This window comes from Luteibacter sp. (genome assembly GCF_036500425.1).
Classification (GTDB): domain Bacteria; phylum Pseudomonadota; class Gammaproteobacteria; order Xanthomonadales; family Rhodanobacteraceae; genus Luteibacter.
Window position 1 is genome coordinate 1 of sequence record NZ_DASYCB010000024.1, and the last position, 25740, is coordinate 25740.

The following is a 25740-nucleotide window of genomic DNA, read 5'->3' on the forward strand; positions in this document are numbered from 1 at the left end:
CGATCGCGCGCAAGCGCGCTCCTACAGGGTGGTGGTGTCAGAACGAGCTGTGCAGCCAGTTGGCTACGGCGTCCGGATGTTCCATGTGCAGGTGGTGGCCACCATCCATGTGCGTCACGCGGAGGTTTTCCACGCAGTCGATGCGTATCTGCAACGCGTCGGGCTCGAGGTACGGTGGGTGAGGGCGCGCGAGCAGCAGCGATGTGGGTGCGGCGAGGCCGAGCAGCAACGCCATCACCTGGGTTTCCGCCAGGCGCACCGCGGTAGGGCGTGACAGGCGGGCATCGCTTCGCCAGCTGTAGCCGCCATCGACGGCTGATAGTCCACGTTCGACGATATGCCGGCCGAGCTCGGGTGCCAGGCCGCTCGCCATGGCGCGCGCTTCGGCGGCGGATTCGATGCTCGGGAATACACGCAGCGGGCGATTGCCTGTTGCTTTCAGCGCCATCGCCTCACGGAAACGATCCAGCGTGCGCGAGCCATCGTCGCCGAGCGGGCCGAGGCCTTCGATGAGGGCCAGGCCGCGGATCCGTTCCGGCGCTGCGACGGCCAGCATGGTCGCCACGCCTGCGCCAAGCGAGTGGCCGAGCAGGTGGAAGCGGGGCAGGGCGAGCGCGTCGGCCGCCGCAAGCACCGCCCGCACGTAGTCGACGTGCTGGTAGATCGTCGATTCGGGCAAATGCCCGGAGTGCCCATGGCCCGGCAAATCGAGCGCGATGACATGGAAGCGGTCGGCGAGCTTCGGTGCCAACAGGGCGAAGCTCGCCGCGTTATCCAGCCAGCCATGCACCATCAGCAGCGGCTGCGCATCGGGCTCGCCCCATGCCAGGCCGCCCAGTTCGAGGCCGGGGATCGAAACCTTCAGCTCACGCACCGGCACCTGCCTTTCGCGCGCGTTCGCGGGCGGCGGCAAGTCTCACGGCTTCAGCCGCAGCATCGTAGGCCGGGTCGAATTCCGGCCAGCCCTGCGTGTGCTTCAGCACCAGGTCGGCGAGTGCCCCGGCGTGGGCGGGCGTGGCATTGAGGCAGGAGATGTAGTCGAGCGTTTCGCCGCCGGCCTCGCGGAAGAAATCGGCGTTCTGCATCGCGATTTCCTCCAGCGTCTCCAGGCAATCCACGGCGAAGCCCGGGCTGATCACATCGAGGCGTTTAATGCCCTTCGCGCCCAGCGACTTCACCATTTCGTCGGTATACGGGTGGAGCCAGCGCTCGCGGCCGACCCGCGACTGGAAGCTGAAAAGGGCCTCTTCTTCCGTAAGCCCCAGCGCCTCGCGGAGCAAGCGCGCCGTGGCGTGACACTGGCAGTAATACGGGTCGCCATTGCGCGTATAGCGCTCAGGAATGCCGTGGAAACTCATGAGCAGCTTCTCGCCGCGGCCATGCGTCTCCCAGTGGGCGCGCACGCTGCCGGCCAGCGCCGCGATGTATCCGGGATCATCGTGGTAATCGTTGACCTGGCGTAGCTCCGGCGGCCAGCGCAGGCCCTTTACCGTATCGGCGACGGCGTCGAAGACGCTTCCGGTACTCGTGCCGGAGTATTGCGGGTACAGCGGCAGCACGAGCAGGCGACGGACACCTTCGCGTTGCAGTTTGGCGACGACATCGGCAACGGACGGCTTGCCGTAACGCATCGCAAGCGCCACGGAGACCGGGCCCGGCCGGCGGCGGGCCAGCTCGGCGCCCAGCGCGGCGGCGAGGGCTTCACTGCCGACCCGCAGCGGGGAGCCTTCCGTGGTCCAGATTCGCGCGTAGGCGTGTGCCGAGCGCTTCGGGCGAATCCTCAAGATCACGCCGTGGAGGATCAGCTTCCAAAGCAGGCGGGGATATTCGATGACGCGCGGATCGCCAAGGAATTCGGCCAGGTATGGCCGCACAGCGGCCGCGGTGGGCGCCTCAGGTGTACCAAGGTTAACCAGGAGCACGGCTGCCTTCGCAGGAAGGTCATGGGAATGCTCGTTCAGGCCGGTATAGTTCGGGGTACCTGGCATCGGATTCGGTGTTCGCGGGGATGGACGCAGTCTGCCATACGCAGGCGTTTTCCTCGTGCAGCACAATGCCACGGATCCTGCCTAAAGCGTTCAAAAGGAGCCACCGATGACCCCACGCGTAACCCTGCTTGCCCTTGGCCTCGCCGCATTGCTGCCCTCCATGGCCGCCCAGGCCGCCGATCCGCCGCGCAAGCAGGCGAGCGAGGCGGTGCGCGTGCTGGATGAGATGATGAACGACGCGCCGGACAAGTCGATCCCGTCCGACCTGCTGAAAAATGCCTGCGCCGTCGCGATCATCCCCGGCATGGTGAAGGGTGGTTTCGTGTTCTCCGGCGCCAAGGGCGAGGGTGTCATTGCCGAGCGCAAGGACTGTACCGGTACCTGGTCCAACCCGAACTTCATCTCCACCGCCGCCGCCGGCGTCGGCTTCCAGGCCGGTATCCAGTCGACGGATGTCATCCTGGTGTTCCGCACCCACAAGGGCGTCGATCAGATCATCGATGGCCAGTTCACCATGGGCGCCAGCGCTTCCGCGGCCGCCGGCCCGGTGGGGCGCTCGGCCATGGCGGCCACCAACGGCAAGATGAACGCCGAGATTTACACCTATTCCCGTTCCAAGGGCCTGTTTGCGGGTATCTCGCTGGATGGCTCGCGCATCAGCATCGATGACGACTCCAATGAGGAGATCTACGGCCCCGGCATCACGGCCCGCCGCATCTTTGAGGGCGGCGTCACGAATGTTCCAAGCGAGGTCAACGCATTCCGGGATAAACTGGAAGAGTACACTCAGAAATGAGTCCCCTCCCGGGCGGTGTCCTCCAGGGCGCCGCCCCCGTCCCAACGGTGCCCCAGGGGGTGCCCCGAGGTTCCCATGAGCATTACCCATATCGTCCTCCTGCTGCTTGTCGTCGTGCTGATCTTTGGCACGAAGAAGCTGCGTAACATCGGCTCGGACCTGGGCGGCGCCATGCGCGACTTCAAGAAAGGCATGGATGGCGGCGAAGAAGACGAGCAGCGCCGCCGCGACGCCGAGAAGTTGCGCGCCGATAATACGGCCACCCAGGAAAACGTCCGGCGCGACAGCACCGAGACCCACGACCGCAACCCGTAAGCGGCGTTTCGCGCCATGATCGAGATCAGCTTCGGCAAACTGCTGCTGCTCGCCCTGGTGGCGCTCATCGTCCTCGGCCCCGAGCGCCTGCCCCACGCTGCCCGCACCGCGGGCGCGCTGTTGCGCCGCGTGCGCAACGGTTGGGATAGCGTGAAGTCCGAGGTGGAGCGCGAAATCCAGGCCGAGGAAATCAAGCGCACCCTGCGCGAGACGGCAGAGAGCGCCCGCACGGCGCAGGAAGACGTCCAGAAGAACTTTCGCGATGCCGGCACGGGCGTGACCGGGGCGTTCCGCGATACCGAGGCCCAGGTGCGCGATGCCTACACCGAGGCCCAGTCCGCCCATGCGGGCAGGCGCGAGCCCGACCCGGAGCGCGACATGCTCCCGCTGAACCAGGGCGAAGCGCCCGGCCGGAACGAACCGCATGACCGCACCTGATCCATCGGCCGACGACGAGCTCGAACAAGGCCTGTTTTCCCACCTGATTGAACTGCGCAGCCGGCTGATGCGGGCCATCGTGGTGCTGCTTTTCGTCCTGCTGGCGTTGGTGCCGCTGGCCAACCACCTCTATGCGGAACTGGCCAAGCCGCTGGTCGAGAAGATGCCCCAGGGCGCGCATCTGATCGCTACCGAGGTGGCCGCGCCCTTCGTCACACCGCTCAAGCTCGCGTTCTACGTCGCGCTGTTCGTCAGCATGCCGATGATCCTGTACCAGCTGTGGGCCTTCGTCAGCCCGGGCTTATACCGGCACGAGAAGCGGCTGGCGCGGCCCCTGCTGGTCGCCTCGCTGGTGCTCTTCTACGCGGGTTGTGCCTTCGCGTATTTCGTCGTGATGCCGGCGGCGTTCAAGTTCCTCAACGCGGTCACGCCCGAGGGCGTGGCCATGATGACGGACATCACGCACTACCTCGATTTCGTCACCTTGATGTTCTTCGCCTTCGGCCTTTGTTTCGAAGTGCCGGTGGCCGTTGTGATCCTGGCCGCCATCGGCGTCGTGGACGCCGAAAAACTGAGCAAGGGCCGGGGCTACGCCATTGTCGGTGCCTTCGCCATTTCGGCTTTCATCACCCCGCCAGACCTGCTGTCCATGGTGATGCTTGCCATTCCGATGTGCCTGCTCTATGAACTGGGTCTTCTTGCCGTACGATTCCTGCTGAAGACACCCGAACGGGAGTAGCGCGATGACCGGGAGCCGCGGCTGGCTGGCGGTGAAGGGAAAGGATGTGGCGGCGGTGCTCGCCGAGCTGGACCTTGTCCGCACCCCTGAGTCGTCGCTCCACGCGCAGCGCGGCCTGTCCATCGTCCTGCCGGGCGGCTGGTTCATCGTTATCACCCGGTTTGCTTCGCCCCTGCTGACGGAAGACGCCCTGCTGCCCTTGTCACAGGGCTGCAAGGTCGTGGGCGTGCAATGGGATGAGAACGCGATCAGCGTGGCGACCGCCTATGAGAACGGCAAGCCGTCCTGGCACGTCGAACACAACGCCGAGAGCGAGGTCCGTGTCCTGGTGACGAGCGGCGAACTGCCGCCTTCGTTCGATATTTTGCATGCGCGCTTCGAGAGCGAGCAGGATGCGGCCGACGCCGCAGGCGAGGACGTGGATTGCTTCCACGCGTTGCCGGTGGAGTTGGCGGAAGCCATCACGGGTTTCGAGTATGAGCTCGGTGCCGGCGCGTATGGAGTCGATGCGTTCGAGGGCTGGAAGGTCGGGCAGGACGTGATTCCCCGCGCTGCGTCGCGCCGGTTGCGTCGGCGCATGGCGCGTTCGGCGCGCCCCTGGTGGCGGTTCTGGTGACACCGGGTCGCGCGCAAGCGCGCTCCTACAGGGGGCATCGTTGTCGTGGGGATCGTGTGCGCATCGTTATCTTTGTAGGAGCGCGCTTGCGCGCGATCTCCTACAAGGCGCTGAAGCCGCTACCGCCGATTCAGCGCCAGGCCCTTCAACACATTCAACGCCTGCGACAGCGCATAGTCCTCCAGCGCGAGATTTCCATCATCATCGCTGGATGACTTGTCGTCAGCCGGGGCCTTCTCGTTTGCCAGGTGGTTCGGCAGATCCGCTTCAGACCCGATCAAAGACGGTGCCGTGTCACTCTTGTTCACCGCCAGATCGGCCAGTGCGATATCCGGCTTGATGCCCTCGGCCTGGATCGAGGTGCCGTTCGGCGTGTAGTAGCGCGCCGTGGTGATCTTCACCGCGCTGTCCTGGTCCAGCGGGAGCACGGTCTGCACGACGCCCTTGCCAAACGTGCGCCGGCCCATGATCAGGGCGCGATGGTTGTCCTTCAGGGCGCCTGAGACGATCTCCGCGGCTGATGCCGTGCCGTTGTCGGCAAGAATCACGATGGGCGCGCCCTTGAGCAGGTCGCCGGGATGCGCGTCGAAATGCATGTTGGCGTCGGCCAGCCGGCCCTTGGTGGTCACGATCGTGCCCGAGTCGAGGAACGCATCGGCCACGCCGACCGCGGTGGTCAGCAGCCCGCCCGGATTGGAGCGCAGGTCGAGCACCGCGCCACGCGGTGCGCCGTTCTTCTTGATGTAATCGCCGAGCTTCTTTTCCAGGTCGGTCGCCGTGTCTTCCTGGAACTGGCTCAGTCGGATGTAGACGAAGCCCGGGTCCAGCTGGCGCACCTTTACCGAAGTGACATTGATCCGCTCGCGGGTGAGCGGCATGTCGATCGGCTTGTCGGATTTCTCGTGCAGGATGGTGAGCACGACCTTGGAGCCCGGGTCGCCGCGCAGCTTCTTGAACGCGTCATCGATGTTCTGCTGGTCCACCACCATGCCATCCACCTTCAGGATGGTATCGCCCGGCTTGATGCCCGCGCGCGAGGCCGGCGTGTCGTCGATAGGCGAGACGATCTTCAGCAGGCCATCGACCTGCAGCACCTCGATGCCCAGGCCGCCGTACTGGCCGGTGGTGTCTTCATCGAGCTCGTCCAGGCCTTCCTTGTCCAGGTACTCGCTGTGCGGATCCAGGTTCTGCAGCATGCCGCTGATGGCGGCCTTCATGATCGTCTTGTTATCGAGCTTCTCGACGTAGGCCTGCTGGATGATGTGGTAGACCCGCGTGAAATTGCGGATGTCGTCCAGATCGACGTCGCCATCGGCCTTGGCCGCGACGGCGGCGGCCGAGGTGCTCGACGCAGCCGGCGCATCCGGCTGCTTCACCGGCGCCTTTTTCTGCTGTGCCTGGGCCGGGAGCGCCAGCGCACCGGCGAGGGCCAGTGCGAGTGCGACGCGAAGGGGGTGCTGGCGCATGCCGTTCTCCGTGGTCAATGCTTTTTCGCTAGCCAGCCGCGCGCATCGATGGGCTTGCCGCCCTGGCGCAGCTCGAAATAGGCGCCATTGTCACCGGCGGGCGCCGCGGCGGTGCCGACGGCTTCGCCGGCCTCCACCATGTCGCCCACGCCGTGCAGCAGCGTTTCGTTATTACCGTACATGCTCATGAAACCGTTGCCGTGGTTCACGATGATCATCATGCCGTAGCCGCGCAGGAAGTTGGCGAAGACCACCCGGCCGCGGGCCACCGCCTTCACCTCACTGCCGCGCGGGGCGACGATGATCACGCCGTTGCCGAACGAGTGGACAGGGCCGTTGGTGGGCCAGGGCAGGTTGCCGCGCAGGTTGCCCAGGGACGGCGCGGCCGGCACGCCCTTCGGCGCCGGCGCCGGCTCGGCCGCCTTCGCGGCATCATCGATCACCTTTTGCAGCTTCGCCACCAGGGCGTTCATGTCCTGCTCGTTCTGTTTCAGGGCGGCCATGCGCTGGCCCTGGTCCTTGTAGGTCGCGTCGGCCTGGGCGGCCAGCTTCTGCTGGTCCGCGCGTTGCCGTTCCAGGTCGCCCGCGCGCTTCTCGCGTTCGGCCCGCGTGGCCGCCAGCTTGTCCTGTTCGGCGGTGATCGCGTTTTCGACATCCTGCAGGCGGGAAAGATCCGCGAGGAGGCCTTTGATCCGCTCGACCCGGTTCTCCTGGAAGTAGCGCGAGTAGGCGAGGGTGCGGGAGATGCGGTCGATGTCCTCGTCACCCAACAGGAGCTGCAGGTCGGAGCCCTTGCCGAGGGTGTAGGTCGCCCGGAGCAGGTCGCTCAGGGCGCCCTTGTGCTTTTCCAGGTCGGCCTGCATGCCAGCCCGCTGCTGGTTCAGCTGGTCGAGGTCGTGCTGGCGCTGGGCCAGTTCGCCATCCGTCTCACGTACGGCCTTCGCGGCGGCGGACACCTCTTCGGCCTTCTTCGCGAGGGTGGCATTGGCGCTGTCACGGGCATTGGCCGTCTCGCGCTGGTCTTTGGTCAGTGACTCGATCTGCTCGCGCACGCCCTTCAGCTTCTGCCGTGCGTCGTCCTGCTCCGCCCGGGCCTTGGCATCCTGCGCGGCATGGGCCGGTGGGATGGGGGCGAGGCTGGCGGCGGCGAGGGCAAGGCAGAGGGCGGGCAGGCGAAGGTGTGGGCGCATCGCCCGATTATGACCCATCCGCCCCCCGGCCCCACCTTTTGTAGGAGCGCGCTTGCGCGCGATCCGCCGTGCGTCTCATCAAGGCGAGGATGCGGCTCCGTCCGGGTGACTATCGCGCGCAAGCGCGCTCCTACAGGGGGTGGCGCATCCTGGTCAGGTGGGCTGAGACGTGAGGTTTTCGTTCGGACGTCCAAACGCTTTGACGCAGCGCGGCAAATGTGTGTACCTTCGGGTCATGCCCTTCGCGTGCATGTGATGGTCGGCCGGTTCACGGTCGCGGGGCCATGTGCACGCTTCCCAGTCCCAGCACAACCGTATGCCACAGGAGGCGTTAGGTGAAGCAAGGCACACCGCGCCTATACGACGAGGCGTTTGAACACGACAGCTGCGGCTTCGGTATCGTCGCGCAGATCGATGGCCATGCGAGCGCGAAGCTCGTAAACACCGCGTTTGAAGCACTCGCGAAGCTATCCCACCGCGGCGGCGTCAATGCCGACGGGATCAGCGGCGATGGTTGCGGCGTGCTTATCCGCCGCCCCGTCGAATGGCTGCGTGCGCTGGCAACGGATGCCGGCATCAACGTTTCCACGCAGTTCGCCGCTGGCATCGTCTTCCTTGATGTCGATACGCAGGCGCATGCGGTAGTTACACTTGAAACCGAACTCGCTGCCGCCGGGCTGCGTGTTGCGGGGTGGCGCGATGTCGCCGTCAACAAGGATGCCTGCGGTCCGCTCGCGTCGGCTTCCATGCCGCTGGTGCGCCAGGTATTCGTCGATGCACCGGGCGATATGGCGCCGGCCCGGTTCGAAGCGGCGCTGTTCCGCGCGCGCCGCCGCACCGAGCAGGCACTCAAGGGCGACAAACAGTTCTACGTGGTATCCCTCTCAGGCGAAGTCATTGGCTACAAGGCCATGGCGGCGCCGGGCCACCTGCGTGATGTGTATCCTGACCTGAAGCATCCGGCGCTGGTCGCCGATGCCGTGGTCTTCCATCAGCGTTTCTCCACGAACACCTCGCCGAAATGGCGGCTGGCCCAGCCCTTCCGCTTCCTCGCCCACAACGGTGAGATCAACACGATCCGCGCGAACCGCCGCTGGATGCAGGCGCGCGGTACCGTGCTGCGTTCCGAGCACGTCGATCTTTCCGATATCGGCCCGCTGGTGACCCAGGATGGCTCGGATTCGGAAAGCCTCGATAACGCGCTGGAAGTGCTGCTCATGGGCGGCATGGACCTGCTTACCGCCATGCGCGTGCTCGTGCCGCCGGCGTACAGTGCACGCGAAGATATCGACGAAGACCTTGCCGCGTTCTACGAGTACTACGCGCTGCACAGCGAGCCGTGGGACGGCCCAGCCGGTCTCGTCATGTGCGATGGTCGCTACGCCGCGTGCACGCTCGACCGTAATGGTCTGCGCCCGGCGCGCTGGGCGTTGTCAGACGACAACCACCTGATCGTCGCCTCCGAAGCGGGCCTGTGGGACGTGCCATCGTCACGCATCGTGGCCAAGGGCCGCCTCGCACCAGGTGAAATGATCGCGGTCGATTTCCGCGAGCACCGCTTACTGCGTGATGCGGATATCGACGCGATCAACCGCTCACGGGCACCCTTCCGTGAATGGCTGCGCGCAGGCGTCACCTACCTCGAATCCGACCTGATCGATCCCAGCCTGGCTGCAGAGCCGCTACCGGCGGAAGAACTGCGCCGCTACCAGAAGCTGTATGGACTCTCCCGCGAGGAGAGTGAATCGGTGTTGAAGATCATCGCCGAGACCGAAGCCGAAGCGACCGGCTCGATGGGCGATGACACGCCGATGGCTGTGCTTTCTCGCCAGGTTCGTCCGCTGTTCGATCGCTTCCGCCAGGCCTTTGCCCAGGTCACCAACCCGCCGATCGATCCGTTACGCGAACGCCTGGTGATGTCGCTGGTCACGCAGATCGGCCAGGAACGGAATGTCTTCGACCTTGGGCCGGAGAACGCGAAACAGATCCTGCTGAACTCGCCGATTCTTTCGCAGCGCAAACTCCGGCAGATCCTGGGGACACCCGAGTACGCGAATACGCCGCGGTTCGATCTCATGTACGGCGCGGACGAAACGCTCGAGCAGGCGATCAGGCGTATCTGCGATGACGTGGAGGCCGCCGTGCGCGGTGGCGTCGCCGTCGTCTTCCTGAGTGACCGCTACCCCCGCCGCGACCTGTTGCCGATCCACGCGCTGCTTGCGACCGGCGCCGTGCATGCACGCCTCGTCGAGACCGGCCTGCGATGTCAATGTAACATCATGGTCGAGACCGCGACGCCGCGCGATCCGCACCAGTTCGCCTGCCTGGTCGGTTTCGGTGCGACCGCGATCTATCCGTGGCTGGCCTACCAGAGCCTGTTCGACATGGGCCGCAGCGGCCATCTGCGCAAGGGTGAAGGCGCGCCGCGCGAGATCGGCCGTAACTACCGTCGTGGCATCCGCAAGGGCCTGCTGAAGATCCTGTCGAAGATGGGCATCTCCACCGTGGCGGGTTATCGCGGTGCGCAGCTGTTCGAGATCGTCGGCCTGTCCCGGGAAGTGGTCGACCTGTGCTTTCCCGGCACCCCGTCGCGCATCGGCGGCAGCACGTTCGCCGATCTCGAGAAGGAACAACGCATTCTCGCCGCCGAGGCGTGGGACGAGGCGCAATCGCTCCGCGCGGGCGGACTCTACAAATATGTACACGGTGGCGAATACCACATGTACAACCCCGACGTGATCGCGTCGCTCCAGGTCGCGGTGCGCACGGGTGACTGGAAGGATTACGAGAAGTACGCGCATTACGTCGACACACGTCCCGCCTCTGCGCTGCGTGACCTGCTCGTGCCGCGCGAAGGCACCGCCATTCCACTGGATGAGGTCGAGCCTGTGGAGGCCATCCTGAAGCGCTTTGACTCGGCCGGTATGTCGCTGGGCGCGTTGTCGCCCGAAGCGCACGAAGCGCTCGCGATCGCGATGAACCGCCTTGGCGCACGCAGCAACTCGGGTGAAGGTGGCGAGGATCCGTCGCGCTACGGCACGGATCGTCAGTCGAAGATCAAGCAGGTGGCCTCGGGCCGTTTTGGCGTTACGCCTACGTATCTCGTCAACGCCGAAGTCCTGCAGATCAAGATCGCCCAGGGCGCGAAGCCGGGTGAGGGCGGCCAGCTGCCCGGACATAAGGTCGATGCGACCATCGCGCGGCTGCGCTATGCGAAGCCGGGCATTGGTCTCATCTCACCGCCGCCGCACCACGATATCTATTCCATTGAAGATCTCGCCCAGCTGATCCACGACCTCAAGGAAGTGAATCCGCAGGCGCTGGTCTCAGTGAAGCTCGTCTCGCACGCCGGTGTCGGCACGGTCGCCGCCGGCGTCGTGAAAGCAGGCGCCGACCTCATCACGGTCTCCGGCCACGATGGCGGCACCGGTGCGAGCCCGCTCACCTCGATCAAGTACGCAGGTACGCCGTGGGAGCTGGGCCTCGCCGAGACCCAGCAGACCTTGCGTCTGAACGACCTGCGCGGCCGTGTGCGGCTGCAGACCGATGGTGGCCTGAAGACCGGCCTCGATGTGATCAAGGCGGCGATGCTTGGCGCGGAGAGCTTCGGCTTCGGCACCGGTCCGATGGTGGCGCTCGGCTGCAAGTACCTGCGCATCTGCCATCTCAACAACTGCGCCACGGGCGTGGCAACGCAGCACCCGGTGCTGCGCCAGAAGCACTTCATCGGCCTGCCGGACATGGTGATGAATTACTTCCGCTTCGTCGCGGAGGACGTGCGCCGGCACCTGGCGCGGCTGGGCGTGCGTTCACTGGCGGAGCTTATCGGCCAGTCGGGGCGTCTCGAGCAGCGCGGTGGCATCACCGCCGTGCAGGAGCGCCTTGATCTCGCGCCGCTGATCGCGGACGACGGCCTTGGGGAGAAAGTGGACTTCGCCTGCACGCTCGCACGCAACCCGATGCGTGACCCGGCGGCGCTGGCTTCGCGTATCTCGGCCGATGTGCGCCAGCTGGTGACCGACGGCCACGGCGGCACCTTCCGTTACCCGATCGTCAATACCGATCGCGCGATCGGCGCCCGCCTGTCCGGCGATGTGGCCCGCCGCTGGGGCGATGCCGGCATGGCCGAACGTCCGATTCAACTGCATCTCACGGGCTCGGCGGGACAAAGCCTCGGCGCGTGGAACGCCGCAGGCGTGCATATCGATCTGGTCGGTGAAGCCAACGATGGTGTGGGCAAGGGCATGGCGGGTGGCCGCCTGATCATTCGCCCGCCGGCGGATTCGCCGTTCAAGAGCCAGGATGCCTCGATCATCGGCAACACCTGCCTGTATGGCGCTACGGGCGGTGAATTGTTTGCTGCCGGCCAGGCCGGCGAGCGCTTCGCCGTGCGTAACTCCGGCGCGCTTGCCGTGGTGGAAGGTGCAGGCGACCACTGCTGCGAATACATGACCGGCGGCGTTGTCGCCGTGCTCGGCCGGACCGGTCTCAACTTCGGTGCTGGCATGACCGGCGGTTTCGCCTACGTGCTCGATATCGAGCGCAACTTCGTCGATTGCTACAACCACGAACTTGTCGACATCGTGCGTATCTCGCACGAGGGCATGGAACACTACATGCAGCACCTGCGCCAGCTTATCGCCCGCCATGCCGACCTCACCGGAAGTGCCTGGGGCCGGCAGGTGCTCGGTGATTTCCGCGGCATGCTCCAGCGCTTCTGGCTGGTGAAACCCAAGGCCGCCAGCCTCGATGCCCTGGCCGAAGAACTGCGGAGTGCGGCATGAGCGCGAAAGACTTCCATTTCCTCGAGATCCCGCGGCAGACGCCGCGTACCGTCCCGGTCGCGGTTCGTGTGCTCGGCTATGGCGAGATCTCCGGCGATTTCGCATCAGGCGAAGCGTCGTCGCAGTCGGGCCGTTGCATCGATTGCGGCAATCCGTATTGCGAGCACGCGTGCCCGGTCCACAACTACATCCCGAACTGGCTGAAGCTGGTACAGGACGGTCGCCTGTTCGAAGCCGCCGCGCTGATGCACGAAACCAACCCGCTGCCAGAGATTTGCGGCCGCGTATGTCCGCAGGATCGCCTGTGCGAAGGCGCCTGCACGCTGGAGCAGGGTGAGTTCGGTGCGGTGACGATCGGTAGCGTCGAGCGTTGGGTTACTGACGAAGCGTTCCGCCAGGGCTGGCGGCCCGATCTCTCACGCGTGAAGGAGACCGGCGCACGCGTCGCGATCGTCGGTGCCGGTCCTGCCGGACTTGCGTGTGCCGATCGGCTGCGCCGCGCGGGTATCGGTGCGGACGTCTTCGACAAGCAGCACGAGATCGGCGGCCTGCTCACCTTCGGCATCCCGCCGTTCAAGCTCGACAAGAACATCGTACGTACCCGGCGCGGTGTGCTCGAAGGCATGGGCGTGCGCTTCCACCTCGGCGTGGAAGTGGGTCGTGACATCGAGTTCGACGAGATGCTCAGCGATTACGATGCCGTGTTTGTCGGCACCGGCGCGTACACCTACGTCGATGGCCAGCTCGAAGGCCGCGAACTCGGTGGCGTGCACGACGCATTGCCCTTCCTCATCGCCAACGTGGAGCGTTTGCTGCGCGAACAGGCGCCTTCACCCGAGTATGACCTCGCCGGAAAGCACGTCGTGGTGCTCGGCGGCGGCGATACCGGCATGGACTGCAACCGCACCGCGATCCGCCTGGGTGCGGCGTCCGTCACCTGCGTATACCGCCGCGACGAACCCAGCATGCCCGGCTCGCGTCGCGAAGTCGGTTACAGCCGCGAAGAAGGCGTGCGCTTCCTGTTCCAGCGCCAGCCGGTGACCCTGGTCGGTGAGAACGGCAAGGTGAAGGCCGTACGGGTCGTCGAAACGCAACTGGTTGACGATGGCGATGGCCGTCCGCGCCCGCGCAACATCGAAGGCAGCGAAACCGATCTGCGCGCCGACATCGTCATCCAGGCCTTCGGTTTCCATCCGAGCCCGCCAGACTGGTGCGATGCATACGGCATCGCACGCGATAGCAGTGGCCGCATCGTGACCGGTGCGGAAGGCTGCTTGCCGCACCAGACCAGTAACGCGAAAATTTTTGCGGGTGGCGACAACGTCCGCGGCGCCGACCTCGTGGTGCGTGCCGTATACGACGGCCGCGAAGCCGCCGCATCGATCGTCCGCATGTTGGCCACAAAGAAAGCAAGCGCCGTGGCCGCATGACACTGCCCTTGTAGGAGCGCGCTCGCGCGCGATGGATCTTGCCGCAAGCCCCATCGCGCGCAAGCGCGCTCCTACACGGGCGACCTCGGAAAGGCGCACAATGGCGCCATGCCCTCCACGGCGGCCCCTCCCCTATGTGCCTGATTGCTTTCGCCTGGCGCGCCCACCCGCGCTGGCGCCTTGTCCTGCTCGGCAACCGCGATGAATTCCACGCCCGCCCCACGGCGCCGCTAGCGCACTGGGATGAAGCCCCGCAGATCGCGGCGGGTCGTGACCTCGAGGCAGGGGGCACCTGGGCCGGCGTCGCCCCGAACGGCCGCGCGAGCATCATCACCAACGTGCGTGACCTGACCGCGGACCACAGCGGGCTATCGCGTGGCTTGCTTGTCGCCGACTACCTGGGTTCAAACCTCCCGGCCCCCGCGCACGCGCAAGAACTTGTAGCGACCGCCAAAGGCTATCGTCCGTTCAACCTGCTCACCTTCGATCACGACAGCGCGTACTACCTGGGCAACCACCCTCATGCGCGCTATCAGCCGGTAAGCGATGGCATCCACGGTCTCTCCAACGCCGACTTCAACGCGCCGTGGCCGAAGACCCGTGCGTTGGTTCACCGGCTTGAGGCGTGGGTCGAGGAGGGGGGCGACGATACCGAGTCGCTATTCCGCATGCTCTCCGACCAGGGTCGCTGGCCTGACGATCTGCTGCCGGATACCGGCATAGGCATCGAGCGCGAACGCTTCCTCTCCAGCGCCTTCATCCTCGGCGAGAACTACGGTACCCGCGCCAGCACCGCGATCCTGGTTGGCCACGACGATGCCACCACGATCATTGAACGTCGCTTCGGGCCGAATGGCGTACCGAATGGCGAGACGGTGCTTAACCTTTTTCCGTGAGGCGAATCGTCGACTTAGGGCTTTTCGCGCTTCGCTTCGTGCAGGACGCCGCGAAATGGCTTTTCAGGCGTGCACGCTATGCTGATGCCCTGCGATGTGCATGCATGAAAGCCGTCCAGCAACGCCCGGGCCGCGCCTCGGTTTGTGTCAGTCAGTCCGTCGATGTGGATGTGCGTGATGTTCGCCATACCACCCTTATCGTAAATCAGGTCGAACACCTTTCCACCGTCGGCGAACTCGCAACTTTCCACCTTCATGCCGGTCGCGCACTTCTGGGTCGCCTTGCCCTCAAGCGCCTTCTCCGGGTTGTAGCCACTGTAAATGGTCACCCTTCCGCCATCGGGTAGAGTCATCTTGTAAAGCATGAAATCCATTGGAAGTGACACATCAACCGACAGCCCGACGGGTACCGAGAAGCACACGGTATCGAGGTAGATGTTGCAGAACTGCGGTTCCTCTGCCTTCGCCGGCGCCTCCAAAGCATTCGCCGGAAGATTCGCCATAGCCGCAAGTACAATGCCCGCCGCAATGACTCTCGCAGTTTTCATGCTCGGGATTCTCAGTGTGCTCAATCGCATTGACGTTCTCTCGTGCCTGTAGCGCTTCGTCCATGTCGCGGTAATCAGTGAGAACCTAGTGCATCTCCATGATCTTTGGACGGCCTCGGAGGCCAGCGTATCGAGGGCTCCTACCCGTTTCAAGGAAGGCCGGGGATCCGGGAGGGGCGTGATCCTTCGCCTGGCGGCGAAAGTCTTTTGCCCTGGTGGTGATTGATCCAAGCCAGCTTCACCCTGACGATGGTGGAATCCACTTTCTCACCGGGAGTCACCCCATGAAGATCGACCTTTCCAAGCGCAGCGCCATCGTTACGGGTTCTACGGCCGGCATCGGCCTAGCCATCGCGCAGGGCCTGGCTGGCGCGGGCGCCAGCGTGGTCATCACCGGCCGTACCCAGGCCCGTGTCGATGCCGCTATCACCGAGATCAGGAAAGCCGTACCGGGCGCGAAGCTCAGCGGCGTGGCCGCCGACCTGGGCACCGCCGAAGGTGCCGCCGCCCTGATCAAGGCCGTGCCGAGCACGGACATCCTCGTGAATAATCTCGGCATCTTCGAGCCGAAGGCCTTCTTCGATATCTCTGACGAGGAATGGAGCCGCTTCTTCGAAGTGAACGTGAATTCGGGCGTCCGTCTCTCCCGTCATTACGCCAAGGGCATGGCCGATCGTGGCTGGGGCCGTGTGCAGTTCATCTCCAGCGAATCGGCCCTGCAGATCCCGGCCGAGATGATCCATTACGGCATGACCAAGACCGCCCAGCTCGCGGTATCGCGTGGCCTGGCCGAGACCCTCTCTGGTACCGGCGTCACCGTGAACTCGGTGCTTCCCGGTCCGACCCTGTCGGAAGGCGTCGGCGAGTTCTTCAACAAGATCGCCAAGGACCAGGGTAAGTCGCTCGAAGAAGTCGAAAAGGACTTCATCAGCACCCACCGCCCGACCTCGCTGATCGAGCGCCTGCTGACGGTTGAAGAAGTGGCCAATATGTCGGTCTACCTCGCCTCCGAACAGGCCAGCGGCACCACCGGTGCAGCCGTGCGTGTCGACGGTGGCGTGGCCCGCCAGGTCGTCTGACCAGGCTCTTGTAGGAGCGCGCTTGCGCGCGATGGGACTTGCCGCAGGCCCCCATCGCGCGCAAGCGCGCTCCTACAGGGCTACACTCCCGGCACACATCGGCCGGGGGGCGAAACATGGGGGTCAGGATCGACGGGGCGTTGATGGCCGACGGGGCTGTGTTTGCCTATGTCGTGTCAGTGGTGGCCATGCTGATCATGGTCCACACCCTCTCGATCTTTTTTGCCGCGGGTCTCGTACGATCACTTCGCGTTCCAGAAGGAAGTATCCGCAACGCGGCCTATTACCAGTACGCAAGCAGGGCCTTGCTCGGTGTGTATCCTGTGCCGGCCGGGTATCTTCGCGTGCTCTGCTGGGTGCTTCGCTTCGCCACCCTTCTTTTACTGGTCGGATCGTGGGGCATTCCATACCTTGCGTTCTCCCATGCTGGCGTTGCCTCGGCATGCCCTTCATGTGATCTCGATCCCGCGAACAAGTCCGCGGCTTTCTGGTTCGGCTACGCATCGGCGGTGCTGATGATGACCGCGTTTCACGCCGGCGGCGCGATGGTCCTTCGCTGGGATCCGCGCATGCGTGAGACGGGGAGAGCTTTTGACGAGCGCCGGACGAAGTTCGCCCTGAAGATGATCTTCACCGACGCTCTCGTGCCGAGCGATCGCCTCGCTCGCCTCCTGCGCGACGCGTGCCGATGGACCATCGTGCTGAGTGTGCTCGCACTCCTGGGTTGGTTCGTCGCCTCCCGCGAAGGCCTATAAGCGATACGCTCCCGGCACTTGTAGGAGCGCGCTTGCGCGCGATGGGTGCTCTCGGCAAGATCCATCGCGCGCAAGCGCGCTCCTGCGGGGTTTTAGTCGACGTCACCGTCGAGGTAGTACCAGCGGCCGTCCTCGCGCACGAAGCGACTCACCTCATGCATCTTCTTCGCGCTGCCGCCGCCGTAACGAAGGCGGGCGATGAACTCGACCACGGCGGTGTCAGGCGTGGGATTCTCGTGGCGCTTCACGGTCAGGCCTAGCCATGTGGGTATCGGCGACTGGTTCGCGAGATCGAGCGAAGGCGGGCGCATCGATGCGTGCCACGACGCCAGCAGGTAATCCTCCAGCCCCATCACGTACGCGCTGTAGCGCGAGCGCATCAGCGCCTCGGCTGTGGGCGCGGGTTCACCGGCGTGCCAGCGGCCGCAGCAGTCGGCGTATGCCTTGCCGGTGCCACAGGGGCAGGCCGTGTCGGGGGTGGTCATGGTTGCGTCCGCGGAAAGTCTGAAGGCGCTAATGCTACCTGCTGTGCTTTCTTCGTACGCCGTTCTCTATTCGACCTGCCCCGAGACGATCAGCGCGGAAAGGTCATACCCCATCGCCACTGCTGCTGCCTTGAGCCGCGCGAACGTCGCCCCATTCAGGCTCGGCGTGCGCGAAAGGATCCACAGGTATTTCCGCCCCGGCTGGCCGACCATCGACCACTGGTAGTCGCCGTCGAGCGCGATGACCCAGTAGTCAGCCCAGACGGGCGGCAGCCAGCGTAACCACGGTGGGACGAAGGTCACTTCGAGCTTGCCACGCGCGAAGGCCTCGGGCCGGCGGGCGATGCCCTGGCTGGCGATCTCGCCGCCCTCCGTGCCACAGCGGTTCACCACGGTGACCGTGCCATCGATGTTCGGCGTGTAGTGAGCGGTGACGTTCCCGGTGCATTTGCGCTGGAAGTACATGGGCAGGCGGGCGATTTCATGCCAGGCGCCGGCGTAGCGTTCCAGGTCGAGGTCAGCGACGGCCGTGACCGGGGTGGAGGCGATGCCTGGGCTGGCCATGGCCCCGTTCAGGGCCGCGAGGAGGTCGCGCATGGCTGGATTCCGTTAAAGCGAACGCATTACGATGCCGATGACGGGTGAATCCTCATTAAATTGCGATACCGGAACCGCTCCATGGGCCACGACGACAGCCAGACGAAACGCCCGCTGTTCACGCGGCTGCGCGAGCGGCTGGTGTCCGTGGGCGCGGCCCACGTGGACCTGGAGGCCGGGATGATCGTGGCCACGCCGGGGGTGTTCCGGATGCGCGAGGTGCCCATCGCCCTGGTCTCGCGGGTCGAGGCGGGGAACCGGGATACCTCGGGCTGGGACAACGTGTTTCTGTTCTTCCACGTGGATGGGGAAGAGACCCTGGTGCTTTCGGAGCACGACAAGGGTTTCGCTGAGGTGGTCAACGACCTGCAGGCGAACTTCCCTGGGATCGAAGGCTGGGAGTCAGCGGTGCCGTCAGTGAAATTCCAGCTGACGTCGGTAGACCTGTGGCGCCGCGAACAGCCCGCCGAACAGACCGACCCCGTGTAGGAGCGCGCTTGCGCGCGACCGCTCCTTGCGAACGGTTATACGTTCTGTGGTTCTTTCGCACGCCTATCGCGCGCAAGCGCGCTCCTACAGGATGGCTAGCGCTTGCGTGCCGTTGTCGAGGGTGATGCGGGTGGGGTCGACGATGGAATCGCCTGCCCCGATGGGGTGTCCGTCGGCATGGCCGGAACCACGGGCGATGTAGGCGATCTTCACGGCTTCGAATTCGCCAGGGCCTTGCAGGACTTCCAGCTTCGCCGCACCCACGCCACGCCGCACCATCAGGTTGAAGTCACGCGTCGCGCCGCCAGCGAGGCGCACATCCACCTTCGCTTCACCCGGAAACGCGAAGGGCTCGAGCAGCGTGGTCAGGGCATGTTCGCGCTCGCCATCGAGCAGCATGGTGAAGCCCGCACCTTCGAGCAGCACGATGGTGCGGTCGATGCCGGGGAACGTCGAAAAAGGCGAGGCTGTGTCGACATCGGCGATGCTGACACGCCATGCGAAGTTATCCATCGACGCACCGGCCGGTTCGACCGCCAGCTCACGCGTGATCCCAAGCCCGTTCTTCCACGGCACGGCTTTCAGTTCGTCGAAACGGATGATCTTCATGCGACGCGTTCGATCTCACGGGCGAAGGGGGGCAGGGCGCGGAGCATGCCGGTGCCGTAGCGTTTGGTGATGACGCGGCGATCGAGCAGCACGATGCGGCCGGTGTCGGTCTCGGTGCGGATCAGGCGACCGCAGTACTGCGTGAGGATGCGCGTCGCATCGGGCACGCTGACTTCAATGAAGGGATTGCGCCCGCGTGATTCCAGCCATTCGGCGTACGTCGCGCCCACCGGATCGGTCGGTACGGCGAACGGGAGCTGCGTGACGACGACGGTCTCGCAGAGTTTGCCAGGCAGGTCGAGGCCTTCGCCAAACGAGGCGAGGCCGAAGATCGTGCTGCCCTTGCCAGCCTCGATATCCGCGCAGTGCTCGGCGATGAGCTGCGCTTTTGCCAGCGAGCCCTGCGCGCGAACGCGGCGCACGTGGTCGATCGGCAAGACCTGCAAGACGCGATCGAGCTTCGCGCGCGAGGTGAACAACACGAGGTTGCCCGCATCCCAGTCCAGGTGCTTCGCCAGCCAGCTCGCGACCTCGCGCGCATGGCCTTCGCGATCATCCGGCAGCGTATTGAACGCAGGCACTTCCAGCTTCGCCTGGCGTTCAAGATCGAATGGCGAGGGAAGGCTGAGCGTCACGGCCTCATTCGGCAGGCCGACCGAGTCAGCGAAGCCACGGAAGTTGCCGCCGGCGCTGAGCGTCGCGGAGGTCATCACCACGGCCGAGGCGTTGTCCCAAAGCACGTTGCGCAGCAAGCCGCCGGCGGAAACGGCCGACGCGTGGCAGATCAACTGCTGGTCGGAACCCATGCTCACCCAACGCGCGAGCGGCGGCCCATTCTCACGATCTTCGGTGGACCAGGCATACCATGTGCGCACCTGGCGTTCGAGGCGTTCCAGCGCCATGCCCAGTTCGCGCGACAACGCTTCCTGCGTGGGGCCGCCGGCTTCCATTTCGACCACCGTGCGGCGCACCGTGCGCAGCCAGCGCTGCACATCGCGCGTCACCACGTGCAAGTGCGAGGCGTGGATCTTCCAGTTCTCGGGAAGCTGGCCCAGCGAAGCGCGGAACACCGGCTCCAGCTCGCTGGACGACGGCGTCCACGACATACGGATTTCACGCTCGATCTCTTCCAGCGCGTTCGACATCTCCAGCATCTTCTCGTCGCCGGTTTCCAGCGTGAGGTTGCCGATGCTTTCCTTGTCGGTGAGCGAGTACGCGGCGTGAACCTGATTCTGCAGGCGACCGATGCGACGCACCGTGCTCGCGAGATGCACATCCGCCGCACCGCGGTCGATCGCCTTCGACGGCACATGATGCGCTTCATCGAAGATGTACAGCGTTTCTTCGGGCTTGGGCAGGATCACGCCACCGAAGGTATCTTCGTCGCGCGGCATGGTCAGGTCGGCCAGCACCAGGTCCTGGTTCGCGACCACGATGTCGGCCTCGCCGATCGCGCGGCGGGCGAGGAAGAACGGGCAGACGGCGAACGCATTGCACTTGCGACCCGTGCAACCACCGGCACTGGTGGTGATCATGCCGCGTACCAGATCGGACAGCGGCTCCGGACTCGTATCGATATCGCCGTTCCACTCGTGCGATTCGAACGCCTTGCCGAGCTTCTCGATCGCCTTGGTATCGCGCTCGGCGGGAGGACGCGACCACAGGGCGACGTCGGCGTCGAAATCGAAACCGCCCTGGGCGCTGGGCTCGGAGCCGGCCATGCGCAGGTTGCGCGGACACAGGTAACGGCCACGGCCCTTGGCCAGCGCCACCTTCGCTTCCACGCCGCAAAGCTTCATGTACTGCGGAATGTCGCGCTGGACCAGCTGTTCCTGCAGCGCCACGGTCGCCGTCGCGATCACCAGCTTCTTCTTCTGGGCCCGCGCGACCTCGAGTCCGCCGATCAGGTAAGCCATGGACTTACCTGTACCGGTCGGCGCCTCGATCACCGCTGCACCCGCCGGCTCGGCCAGCGCCTTGGCGACCTCGGCGATCATCTTCAGCTGCGACGGACGCCCGCGGAACCCTGCAAGGCCATCCTTCAGGCGCGCATAGGCGGCGCGGATCGCGGCTTTGGTATCTTCTGTGAGCATAGCCCACCAAGGTTACCTTATCGGGGTCTCAACCGCGCCGGCCGCCCCCCCCATAAGCCATGCCGCGGTGCCGGTTGACGCCCTGACCGGTCCCTTTAGAATCGGCCAGGGCGATATGCTTGCGCCACTCACGGAGGGGGAGTCATGGATCTGATCTCAGACGCGAACATTCGCGTTAGAAGCGAAAGGGCGGCCTATCGCGAGCAGGCCAACATACCGATAGCGGTTGCGGAACGTAGTGCGTGAAGACATGGATCCCTGGGGTGCTTTTCGGACTCCTCGCGGCGACTGGTAGCCCGTCGAGTGCGGCCGTGGATTCCCGTCCATCATTCGATGTCGAGTTCAAGCGGATCGAATTTCCGCAGGGGAAGCCGGATCGCTCGCAGGCGGGTGTCAGTGTAGAAGACATCCTCAGTGATGAAGAGATCGCCGTGTTATGGGAGCTCCGTACCGCGCTCTTGGAGCACCGCTTCCTTGGTGCAACGGTGACTGGCTATGCGGATGATCATGAATGCCAGGCTGATGTCTGTCGCGAGCTGTCGCTTCGCAGGGCTAGCCTGGTTCTTGCCTGGTTGTTAAAACATGGCGTGCCGGATGTGCAGTTACGTGGACCAGCCAGTGAATCGACCGACTTTCCTTTGAATCCGGGCGAAACCGAAGACGATCGTGCACGTAACCGCCGCGTGCAATTGCTTCCTTTCGTGGTGCCTGGCTCGCTGCCCGGCGGACACTAGTGCACATGAATCATGGCGTTCAGAGTAATTTGCTATGAAGCAACAACCCGTTCCTCAAGCAGCGCTTGAAGATGAAAACGCCATCGAAATGATGCGTGTCTGGATCGCCAGGAAAGGCATGCACACCTCTCTCAACATCGGCATCTACGAAGGCAGAAAAAATCTCACGGAAGAGAAAGCCTGGGGCATGCTGCTCGCAGACGCAGCGAGGCACGTGGCCAATGCACTGGAAGAGCGCTACGGAATGGCCGGCGAGGACGCGCTCAAGGCTATCAGAGAGGCGATGGACAATGAGCTGAGCAAGCCAACCACCGAGGTGAAGGGCGAATTCATTCGCCGCAACTGACAGTCACTAAGTTCGGGATTCCAGGCCGCGCGTATGGGAGTACGGGGCTCCGGCGACCAGTCCGGCCACGACCCAGGTGTGCTCTTCCCACGTTCCATCCGCATGCTGGACATGGATGGCTACGGGGCGGCCGAGGCTATCGGAGAGGCCCGGAGCCATGGCTTCGGCGGCGCGGATCGCGTCGGCTTGCGTCGGATACCGGCCCAGCGGGTCGGCGGCGCGGCGGACGAGCCACGGTCCCTGTGTCGATTCGTTGTACGGAATAAACAGTTGGGCGGAACTCGATGCCATGGGACCCTCGCTGATATCGGTGGGGATGCCTGACGAGCTGGGGCCGCATGCCAGCGGCCGCTGGGTTTCGACGCTACGCCGGTTCGGCTAAAAAAATCATTAAGCCTTGTTCCGCAAGGGTTTACCCAGCAGTTCCGCACGCCGGAAGCACCCCGGGGCATGGGTATTGATCAGCCCCGTGGCCTCCATCCAGGCGAACACGATGGTCGGGCCGACGAAGGTAAAGCCGCGCTTTTTCAGGGCCTTGGACACCTGCTCAGAGAGCGGGCTGTTCGGTGGCACCGCCCCCTCCCAGGCGAGTGGCGCGCCGCCGACGAAATGCCAGCAGAAGGTAGCGAAGTCCTCGCCCGCCTCGCGCATGGCCACGTAGGCCTTCGCATTGTTGATCGCCGCGCCGATTTTGCTTCGCGAGCGGATGATCCCGGGGTCGGCCAGCAGCCGCTCGATCTCACGCGGCCCGTAGGCCGCGACCACATCCGGGTCGAAGCCCTCGAAGGCCAGGCGGAACCCCTCGCGGCGGGCGAGGATCGTTCGCCACGACAGCCCAGCCTGGAAGCCGTCGAGGATCAGCTTCTCCCAGAGCTTGCGCCCGTCGCGTTCCGGCACGCCCCATTCGCGGTCGTGATAACCGCGCATGAGTTCATCCGCGTCGCCCCAGGCGCAACGCGTAAGGCCATCGCTCACCCGTTGAAGCCGAGGTAATCGAGCTTGCCGACGCCGACACCGTTGTGGCGGAGGATGTCGTAGGCGGTGGTGATGTGGAAATAGAAGTTGGGCAGGGCGAAGACCATGAGGTATTCGTTCGCCGTGAAGGTGCGCTCGTGCGGGCCGAACTTGCGCGTGATCGTGCGCGACGCGCCCGCGTCGACCTTCTCGGCGGGCACCGACTCGATCCACTTCACCGTACCGTCGATACGCGCGAGCAGCTGATCGATGGTGGTCTCGTTATCTTCGAACGAAGGGGCTTCCACATCCGCGACGCGGGCGACACCGAACTTGGCGGTATCGCTGGCACGTTGCACCTGGCCGGCCAGGTTCAACATATCCGGGGCCAGCCGCTTTTCAACGAGCGCGTCGCCACCGTGGTCTTTCGCCTTGGCGAGCAGATCGGCAAGGGCGCGGAAGCCGCGGACGTACGCGGCGGTGGAGGCTTCGTGCAGCGAGATGCTCATGGGCGGTGGCTCCTTGGGTATCCATGGAGGGTGGGGCGGCCAGGGCGGCCGTTCAAGGCCCGTGCGCGAGGCAATCCAAGGGACTACCATCACCCGCCAACCCCGCCACAAACGGTCCCCCATGTCCCCCATTGAACCGGCGCCCGACGCGATCGTCGCGGTGCGTGGCCTTTCCAAGGCCTACAAGACCGGCTTCCAGGCATTGAAGCAGGTCGACCTCGAGATCAAGCGCGGTGAAATCTTCGCGCTGCTTGGCCCCAACGGCGCTGGCAAGACCACCTTGATCAGCATCATTTGCGGCATCGTCAACGGCACCGACGGCAGCGTCAGTGTGGATGGCCACGATATCGTCCGTGATTACCGCGCCGCACGCAGCCTGATCGGCCTGGTGCCGCAGGAACTGTCGACGGATGCCTTCGAAACCGTATGGGCCACGGTGAAGTTCAGCCGCGGCCTGTTTGGCAAGGCACCGAATCCGGTGCATCTCGAACGGATCCTGCGTGAGCTCTCGCTGTGGGAGAAGAAGGATTCGAAGATCATGGCGCTTTCGGGTGGCATGAAGCGTCGCGTGCTGATCGCGAAGGCGCTGGCGCACGAGCCGCGCGTGCTGTTCCTCGATGAGCCCACCGCCGGCGTGGACGTCGAGCTGCGCCACGATATGTGGCAGATGGTCCGCCGCCTGCGTGAGTCGGGCGTCACCATCATCCTCACCACGCACTACATCGAAGAAGCCGAGGAAATGGCCGACCGCATCGGTGTCATCAACCACGGCGAGCTGATCCTGGTGGAAGAGAAGCGCACGCTGATGCAGAAACTGGGCAAGAAGCAGCTGACGCTTTCGTTGCAGGCGCCGCTGCAAGCCATGCCCGAAGGCCTGGAGCACTGGCCGCTGGAACTGTCGAAGGATGGCCTCAGCCTGACCTACACGTTCGATACGCAGGCGAGCGACACCGGCATCGCCGAGTTGTTGAAGAAGCTCGATGCGCTGGGCATCGACTTCAAGGACCTGCATTCCAGCGAGAGCTCACTGGAAGATATCTTCGTCAGCCTGGTGAGGGGAGGCGGCCTGTGAATATCCATGGCATCCGCGCCATCTATCGTTTCGAGATGGCCCGTACGTTCCGCACGCTCACCCAGAGCATCGCCTCCCCGGTGCTTTCCACGTCGCTCTACTTCATCGTGTTCGGTGCGGCGATCGGCTCGCGCATGGGCGCGATCGGCGGGGTGAGCTACGGTGCCTTCATCATCCCTGGCCTGATCATGCTGTCGTTGCTGAACGAGAGCATTTCCAACGCATCCTTCGGCATCTACATGCCGAAATGGGCAGGCACGATCTACGAACTGCTATCCGCGCCGGTTAACTATGTCGAGGTGGTGCTTGGTTACGTCGGAGCGGCGGCGACCAAGTCGATGATCCTGGGCCTGCTGATCCTGGCGACATCGCGGTTGTTTGTCGCTTACGAGATCCAGCATCCGATCTGGATGCTTGCTTTCCTGCTTCTGACCGCGGTGACGTTCAGCCTGTTCGGTTTCATCATCGGCCTGTGGGCGGATGATTTCCAGAAGCTGCAGGTGGTGCCGTTGATGGTGATCACGCCGCTGACCTTCCTGGGTGGCAGCTTCTATTCGATCAACATGCTGCCGCCGTTCTGGCAGAAGGTCACCCTGTTTAATCCGGTCGTGTACCTGGTGAACGGGTTCCGCTGGAGCTTCTACGGGCAGGCCGACGTGAACGTGGTGGTGAGTGTGTCCGCCACCGTGGGCTTCATGCTGGTGTGCCTGGGTATCGTGTGGTGGATTTTCCGCACGGGCTGGAAGCTAAAGAACTAGCCGGAACATGGTAGGAGCGCGCTTGCGCGCGATGGGCCGTGCCGCAAGCACCCA

27 protein-coding genes are annotated in these 25740 nt (G+C 64.6%); 15 read left to right on the forward strand and 12 right to left on the reverse strand.

Annotation, left to right across the window (positions count from 1 at the left end; genetic code table 11):
* Window positions 1-37: 37 nt before the first annotated feature.
* The gene (locus VGN46_RS06110) at window positions 38-874 is read right to left on the reverse strand and encodes an alpha/beta hydrolase (RefSeq protein WP_331641736.1); all 837 of its coding nucleotides are present in this window, start codon (window positions 872-874) and stop codon (window positions 38-40) included.
* Window positions 867-1988, reverse strand: coding sequence for a ferrochelatase (gene hemH, locus VGN46_RS06115; protein ID WP_331641739.1), 1122 nt, complete (start codon window positions 1986-1988; stop codon window positions 867-869). The genes VGN46_RS06110 and hemH overlap by 8 nt, the downstream gene beginning before the upstream one ends.
* 106 nt (window positions 1989-2094) lie before the next feature.
* Between hemH and VGN46_RS06120 the strand changes: the two genes are divergently transcribed.
* The 5 genes from VGN46_RS06120 (at window position 2095) to VGN46_RS06140 (ending at window position 4892) form a co-directional block, all read left to right on the forward strand.
* Complete coding sequence (locus tag VGN46_RS06120) at window positions 2095-2784, forward strand: lipid-binding SYLF domain-containing protein (RefSeq protein WP_331641741.1); 690 nt, start codon at window positions 2095-2097, stop codon at window positions 2782-2784.
* 75 nt (window positions 2785-2859) lie between these two features.
* Window positions 2860-3099, forward strand: coding sequence for a Sec-independent protein translocase subunit TatA (gene tatA / locus VGN46_RS06125; RefSeq protein WP_331641744.1), 240 nt, complete (start codon window positions 2860-2862; stop codon window positions 3097-3099).
* A gap of 15 nt (window positions 3100-3114) precedes the next feature.
* Window positions 3115-3537 (forward strand): Sec-independent protein translocase protein TatB, encoded by a 423-nt coding sequence (gene tatB, locus VGN46_RS06130; protein ID WP_331641746.1) that lies wholly within the window; start codon window positions 3115-3117, stop codon window positions 3535-3537.
* A complete protein-coding gene (gene tatC, locus VGN46_RS06135) occupies window positions 3524-4276 on the forward strand; it encodes a twin-arginine translocase subunit TatC (protein ID WP_331641748.1) in 753 nt (250 codons plus the stop codon). Before tatB ends, tatC begins: the two co-directional genes overlap by 14 nt.
* A gap of 4 nt (window positions 4277-4280) precedes the next feature.
* Entirely contained in the window at window positions 4281-4892 is a 612-nt protein-coding gene (locus VGN46_RS06140; RefSeq protein ID WP_331641750.1) for a hypothetical protein, read from the forward strand.
* Between the two features lie 119 nt (window positions 4893-5011).
* Here VGN46_RS06140 and VGN46_RS06145 read toward each other — a convergent pair whose 3' ends face one another.
* Together VGN46_RS06145 and VGN46_RS06150 are read right to left on the reverse strand one after the other, a co-directional pair.
* Window positions 5012-6358, reverse strand: coding sequence for a S41 family peptidase (locus VGN46_RS06145; protein ID WP_331641753.1), 1347 nt, complete (start codon window positions 6356-6358; stop codon window positions 5012-5014).
* A gap of 14 nt (window positions 6359-6372) precedes the next feature.
* The gene (locus VGN46_RS06150; RefSeq protein ID WP_331641755.1) at window positions 6373-7548 is read right to left on the reverse strand and encodes a murein hydrolase activator EnvC family protein; all 1176 of its coding nucleotides are present in this window, start codon (window positions 7546-7548) and stop codon (window positions 6373-6375) included.
* Between the two features lie 335 nt (window positions 7549-7883).
* On the opposite strand from VGN46_RS06150, the gene gltB reads away from it, so the two are divergent.
* From gltB to VGN46_RS06165, 3 genes are all read left to right on the forward strand, one after another.
* Complete coding sequence (gene gltB / locus VGN46_RS06155; protein ID WP_331641757.1) at window positions 7884-12332, forward strand: glutamate synthase large subunit; 4449 nt, start codon at window positions 7884-7886, stop codon at window positions 12330-12332.
* Window positions 12329-13762, forward strand: coding sequence for an FAD-dependent oxidoreductase (locus tag VGN46_RS06160; RefSeq protein WP_331641759.1), 1434 nt, complete (start codon window positions 12329-12331; stop codon window positions 13760-13762). Before gltB ends, VGN46_RS06160 begins: the two co-directional genes overlap by 4 nt.
* 134 nt (window positions 13763-13896) lie before the next feature.
* The gene (locus tag VGN46_RS06165; protein ID WP_331641761.1) at window positions 13897-14658 is read left to right on the forward strand and encodes an NRDE family protein; all 762 of its coding nucleotides are present in this window, start codon (window positions 13897-13899) and stop codon (window positions 14656-14658) included.
* 14 nt (window positions 14659-14672) lie between these two features.
* Here VGN46_RS06165 and VGN46_RS06170 read toward each other — a convergent pair whose 3' ends face one another.
* Window positions 14673-15206: a hypothetical protein gene (locus tag VGN46_RS06170; protein WP_331641763.1), complete on the reverse strand. Its 534-nt coding sequence runs from the start codon at window positions 15204-15206 to the stop codon at window positions 14673-14675.
* Window positions 15207-15490: 284 nt separating this feature from the next.
* Between VGN46_RS06170 and VGN46_RS06175 the strand changes: the two genes are divergently transcribed.
* On the forward strand, window positions 15491-16285 hold the full coding sequence (locus VGN46_RS06175; RefSeq protein WP_331641765.1) for an SDR family oxidoreductase: 795 nt from the start codon (window positions 15491-15493) through the stop codon (window positions 16283-16285).
* A 143-nt stretch (window positions 16286-16428) separates the two neighbouring features.
* Window positions 16429-17040 carry a hypothetical protein gene (locus VGN46_RS06180; RefSeq protein WP_331641767.1) on the forward strand — a complete coding sequence of 204 codons (612 nt, stop codon included), beginning with the start codon at window positions 16429-16431 and terminating at the stop codon, window positions 17038-17040.
* 92 nt (window positions 17041-17132) lie between these two features.
* Here the strand turns inward: VGN46_RS06180 and VGN46_RS06185 are convergent, their stop codons facing one another.
* Window positions 17133-17525 (reverse strand): YchJ family protein, encoded by a 393-nt coding sequence (locus VGN46_RS06185; RefSeq protein WP_331641769.1) that lies wholly within the window; start codon window positions 17523-17525, stop codon window positions 17133-17135.
* A 66-nt stretch (window positions 17526-17591) separates the two neighbouring features.
* On the reverse strand, window positions 17592-18122 hold the full coding sequence (locus tag VGN46_RS06190; protein ID WP_331641771.1) for a lipocalin family protein: 531 nt from the start codon (window positions 18120-18122) through the stop codon (window positions 17592-17594).
* An 81-nt stretch (window positions 18123-18203) separates the two neighbouring features.
* On the opposite strand from VGN46_RS06190, the gene VGN46_RS06195 reads away from it, so the two are divergent.
* On the forward strand, window positions 18204-18611 hold the full coding sequence (locus VGN46_RS06195) for a hypothetical protein (RefSeq protein WP_331641773.1): 408 nt from the start codon (window positions 18204-18206) through the stop codon (window positions 18609-18611).
* An 84-nt stretch (window positions 18612-18695) separates the two neighbouring features.
* On the opposite strand, the gene VGN46_RS06200 is transcribed toward VGN46_RS06195, so the two are convergent.
* Window positions 18696-19220: a HutD family protein gene (locus tag VGN46_RS06200; protein ID WP_331641775.1), complete on the reverse strand. Its 525-nt coding sequence runs from the start codon at window positions 19218-19220 to the stop codon at window positions 18696-18698.
* A complete protein-coding gene (gene dinG / locus VGN46_RS06205) occupies window positions 19217-21313 on the reverse strand; it encodes an ATP-dependent DNA helicase DinG (RefSeq protein ID WP_331641777.1) in 2097 nt (698 codons plus the stop codon). The genes VGN46_RS06200 and dinG overlap by 4 nt, the downstream gene beginning before the upstream one ends.
* 242 nt (window positions 21314-21555) lie before the next feature.
* Here dinG and VGN46_RS06210 point away from each other — a divergent pair, with 242 nt between their 5' ends.
* Together VGN46_RS06210 and VGN46_RS06215 are read left to right on the forward strand one after the other, a co-directional pair.
* Complete coding sequence (locus VGN46_RS06210) at window positions 21556-22047, forward strand: hypothetical protein (RefSeq protein WP_331641779.1); 492 nt, start codon at window positions 21556-21558, stop codon at window positions 22045-22047.
* Window positions 22048-22081: 34 nt separating this feature from the next.
* Entirely contained in the window at window positions 22082-22393 is a 312-nt protein-coding gene (locus tag VGN46_RS06215; protein WP_331641781.1) for a DUF5076 domain-containing protein, read from the forward strand.
* A 6-nt stretch (window positions 22394-22399) separates the two neighbouring features.
* Here the strand turns inward: VGN46_RS06215 and VGN46_RS06220 are convergent, their stop codons facing one another.
* From VGN46_RS06220 to VGN46_RS06230, 3 genes are all read right to left on the reverse strand, one after another.
* On the reverse strand, window positions 22400-22684 hold the full coding sequence (locus VGN46_RS06220; RefSeq protein ID WP_331641783.1) for a DUF2188 domain-containing protein: 285 nt from the start codon (window positions 22682-22684) through the stop codon (window positions 22400-22402).
* Window positions 22685-22783: 99 nt separating this feature from the next.
* Complete coding sequence (locus VGN46_RS06225) at window positions 22784-23368, reverse strand: DNA-3-methyladenine glycosylase I (protein WP_331641785.1); 585 nt, start codon at window positions 23366-23368, stop codon at window positions 22784-22786.
* Window positions 23365-23856 (reverse strand): DUF1993 domain-containing protein, encoded by a 492-nt coding sequence (locus tag VGN46_RS06230; RefSeq protein WP_331641787.1) that lies wholly within the window; start codon window positions 23854-23856, stop codon window positions 23365-23367. Before VGN46_RS06230 ends, VGN46_RS06225 begins: the two co-directional genes overlap by 4 nt.
* A gap of 121 nt (window positions 23857-23977) precedes the next feature.
* Between VGN46_RS06230 and VGN46_RS06235 the strand changes: the two genes are divergently transcribed.
* Both VGN46_RS06235 and VGN46_RS06240 read left to right on the forward strand, forming a co-directional pair.
* Window positions 23978-24928, forward strand: a complete 951-nt coding sequence (locus VGN46_RS06235; protein ID WP_331641789.1) for an ABC transporter ATP-binding protein — start codon at window positions 23978-23980, stop codon at window positions 24926-24928.
* Window positions 24925-25686 (forward strand): ABC transporter permease, encoded by a 762-nt coding sequence (locus VGN46_RS06240; protein ID WP_331641791.1) that lies wholly within the window; start codon window positions 24925-24927, stop codon window positions 25684-25686. The genes VGN46_RS06235 and VGN46_RS06240 overlap by 4 nt, the downstream gene beginning before the upstream one ends.
* Window positions 25687-25740: the final 54 nt, after the last annotated feature.

Coding starts and splice junctions, on each gene's coding strand:
- hemH (WP_331641739.1), bottom strand. CDS start 1,988: ATGCCAGGTACCCCGAACTATACCGGCCTGAACGAGCATTCCCATGAC.
- VGN46_RS06120 (WP_331641741.1), top strand. CDS start 2,095: ATGACCCCACGCGTAACCCTGCTTGCCCTTGGCCTCGCCGCATTGCTG.
- tatA (WP_331641744.1), top strand. CDS start 2,860: ATGAGCATTACCCATATCGTCCTCCTGCTGCTTGTCGTCGTGCTGATC.
- tatB (WP_331641746.1), top strand. CDS start 3,115: ATGATCGAGATCAGCTTCGGCAAACTGCTGCTGCTCGCCCTGGTGGCG.
- tatC (WP_331641748.1), top strand. CDS start 3,524: ATGACCGCACCTGATCCATCGGCCGACGACGAGCTCGAACAAGGCCTG.
- VGN46_RS06140 (WP_331641750.1), top strand. CDS start 4,281: ATGACCGGGAGCCGCGGCTGGCTGGCGGTGAAGGGAAAGGATGTGGCG.
- VGN46_RS06145 (WP_331641753.1), bottom strand. CDS start 6,358: ATGCGCCAGCACCCCCTTCGCGTCGCACTCGCACTGGCCCTCGCCGGT.
- VGN46_RS06150 (WP_331641755.1), bottom strand. CDS start 7,548: ATGCGCCCACACCTTCGCCTGCCCGCCCTCTGCCTTGCCCTCGCCGCC.
- VGN46_RS06160 (WP_331641759.1), top strand. CDS start 12,329: ATGAGCGCGAAAGACTTCCATTTCCTCGAGATCCCGCGGCAGACGCCG.
- VGN46_RS06165 (WP_331641761.1), top strand. CDS start 13,897: ATGTGCCTGATTGCTTTCGCCTGGCGCGCCCACCCGCGCTGGCGCCTT.
- VGN46_RS06170 (WP_331641763.1), bottom strand. CDS start 15,206: ATGAAAACTGCGAGAGTCATTGCGGCGGGCATTGTACTTGCGGCTATG.
- VGN46_RS06175 (WP_331641765.1), top strand. CDS start 15,491: ATGAAGATCGACCTTTCCAAGCGCAGCGCCATCGTTACGGGTTCTACG.
- VGN46_RS06180 (WP_331641767.1), top strand. CDS start 16,429: ATGGCCGACGGGGCTGTGTTTGCCTATGTCGTGTCAGTGGTGGCCATG.
- VGN46_RS06185 (WP_331641769.1), bottom strand. CDS start 17,525: ATGACCACCCCCGACACGGCCTGCCCCTGTGGCACCGGCAAGGCATAC.
- VGN46_RS06190 (WP_331641771.1), bottom strand. CDS start 18,122: ATGCGCGACCTCCTCGCGGCCCTGAACGGGGCCATGGCCAGCCCAGGC.
- VGN46_RS06195 (WP_331641773.1), top strand. CDS start 18,204: ATGGGCCACGACGACAGCCAGACGAAACGCCCGCTGTTCACGCGGCTG.
- VGN46_RS06200 (WP_331641775.1), bottom strand. CDS start 19,220: ATGAAGATCATCCGTTTCGACGAACTGAAAGCCGTGCCGTGGAAGAAC.
- dinG (WP_331641777.1), bottom strand. CDS start 21,313: ATGCTCACAGAAGATACCAAAGCCGCGATCCGCGCCGCCTATGCGCGC.
- VGN46_RS06215 (WP_331641781.1), top strand. CDS start 22,082: ATGAAGCAACAACCCGTTCCTCAAGCAGCGCTTGAAGATGAAAACGCC.
- VGN46_RS06220 (WP_331641783.1), bottom strand. CDS start 22,684: ATGGCATCGAGTTCCGCCCAACTGTTTATTCCGTACAACGAATCGACA.
- VGN46_RS06230 (WP_331641787.1), bottom strand. CDS start 23,856: ATGAGCATCTCGCTGCACGAAGCCTCCACCGCCGCGTACGTCCGCGGC.
- VGN46_RS06235 (WP_331641789.1), top strand. CDS start 23,978: ATGTCCCCCATTGAACCGGCGCCCGACGCGATCGTCGCGGTGCGTGGC.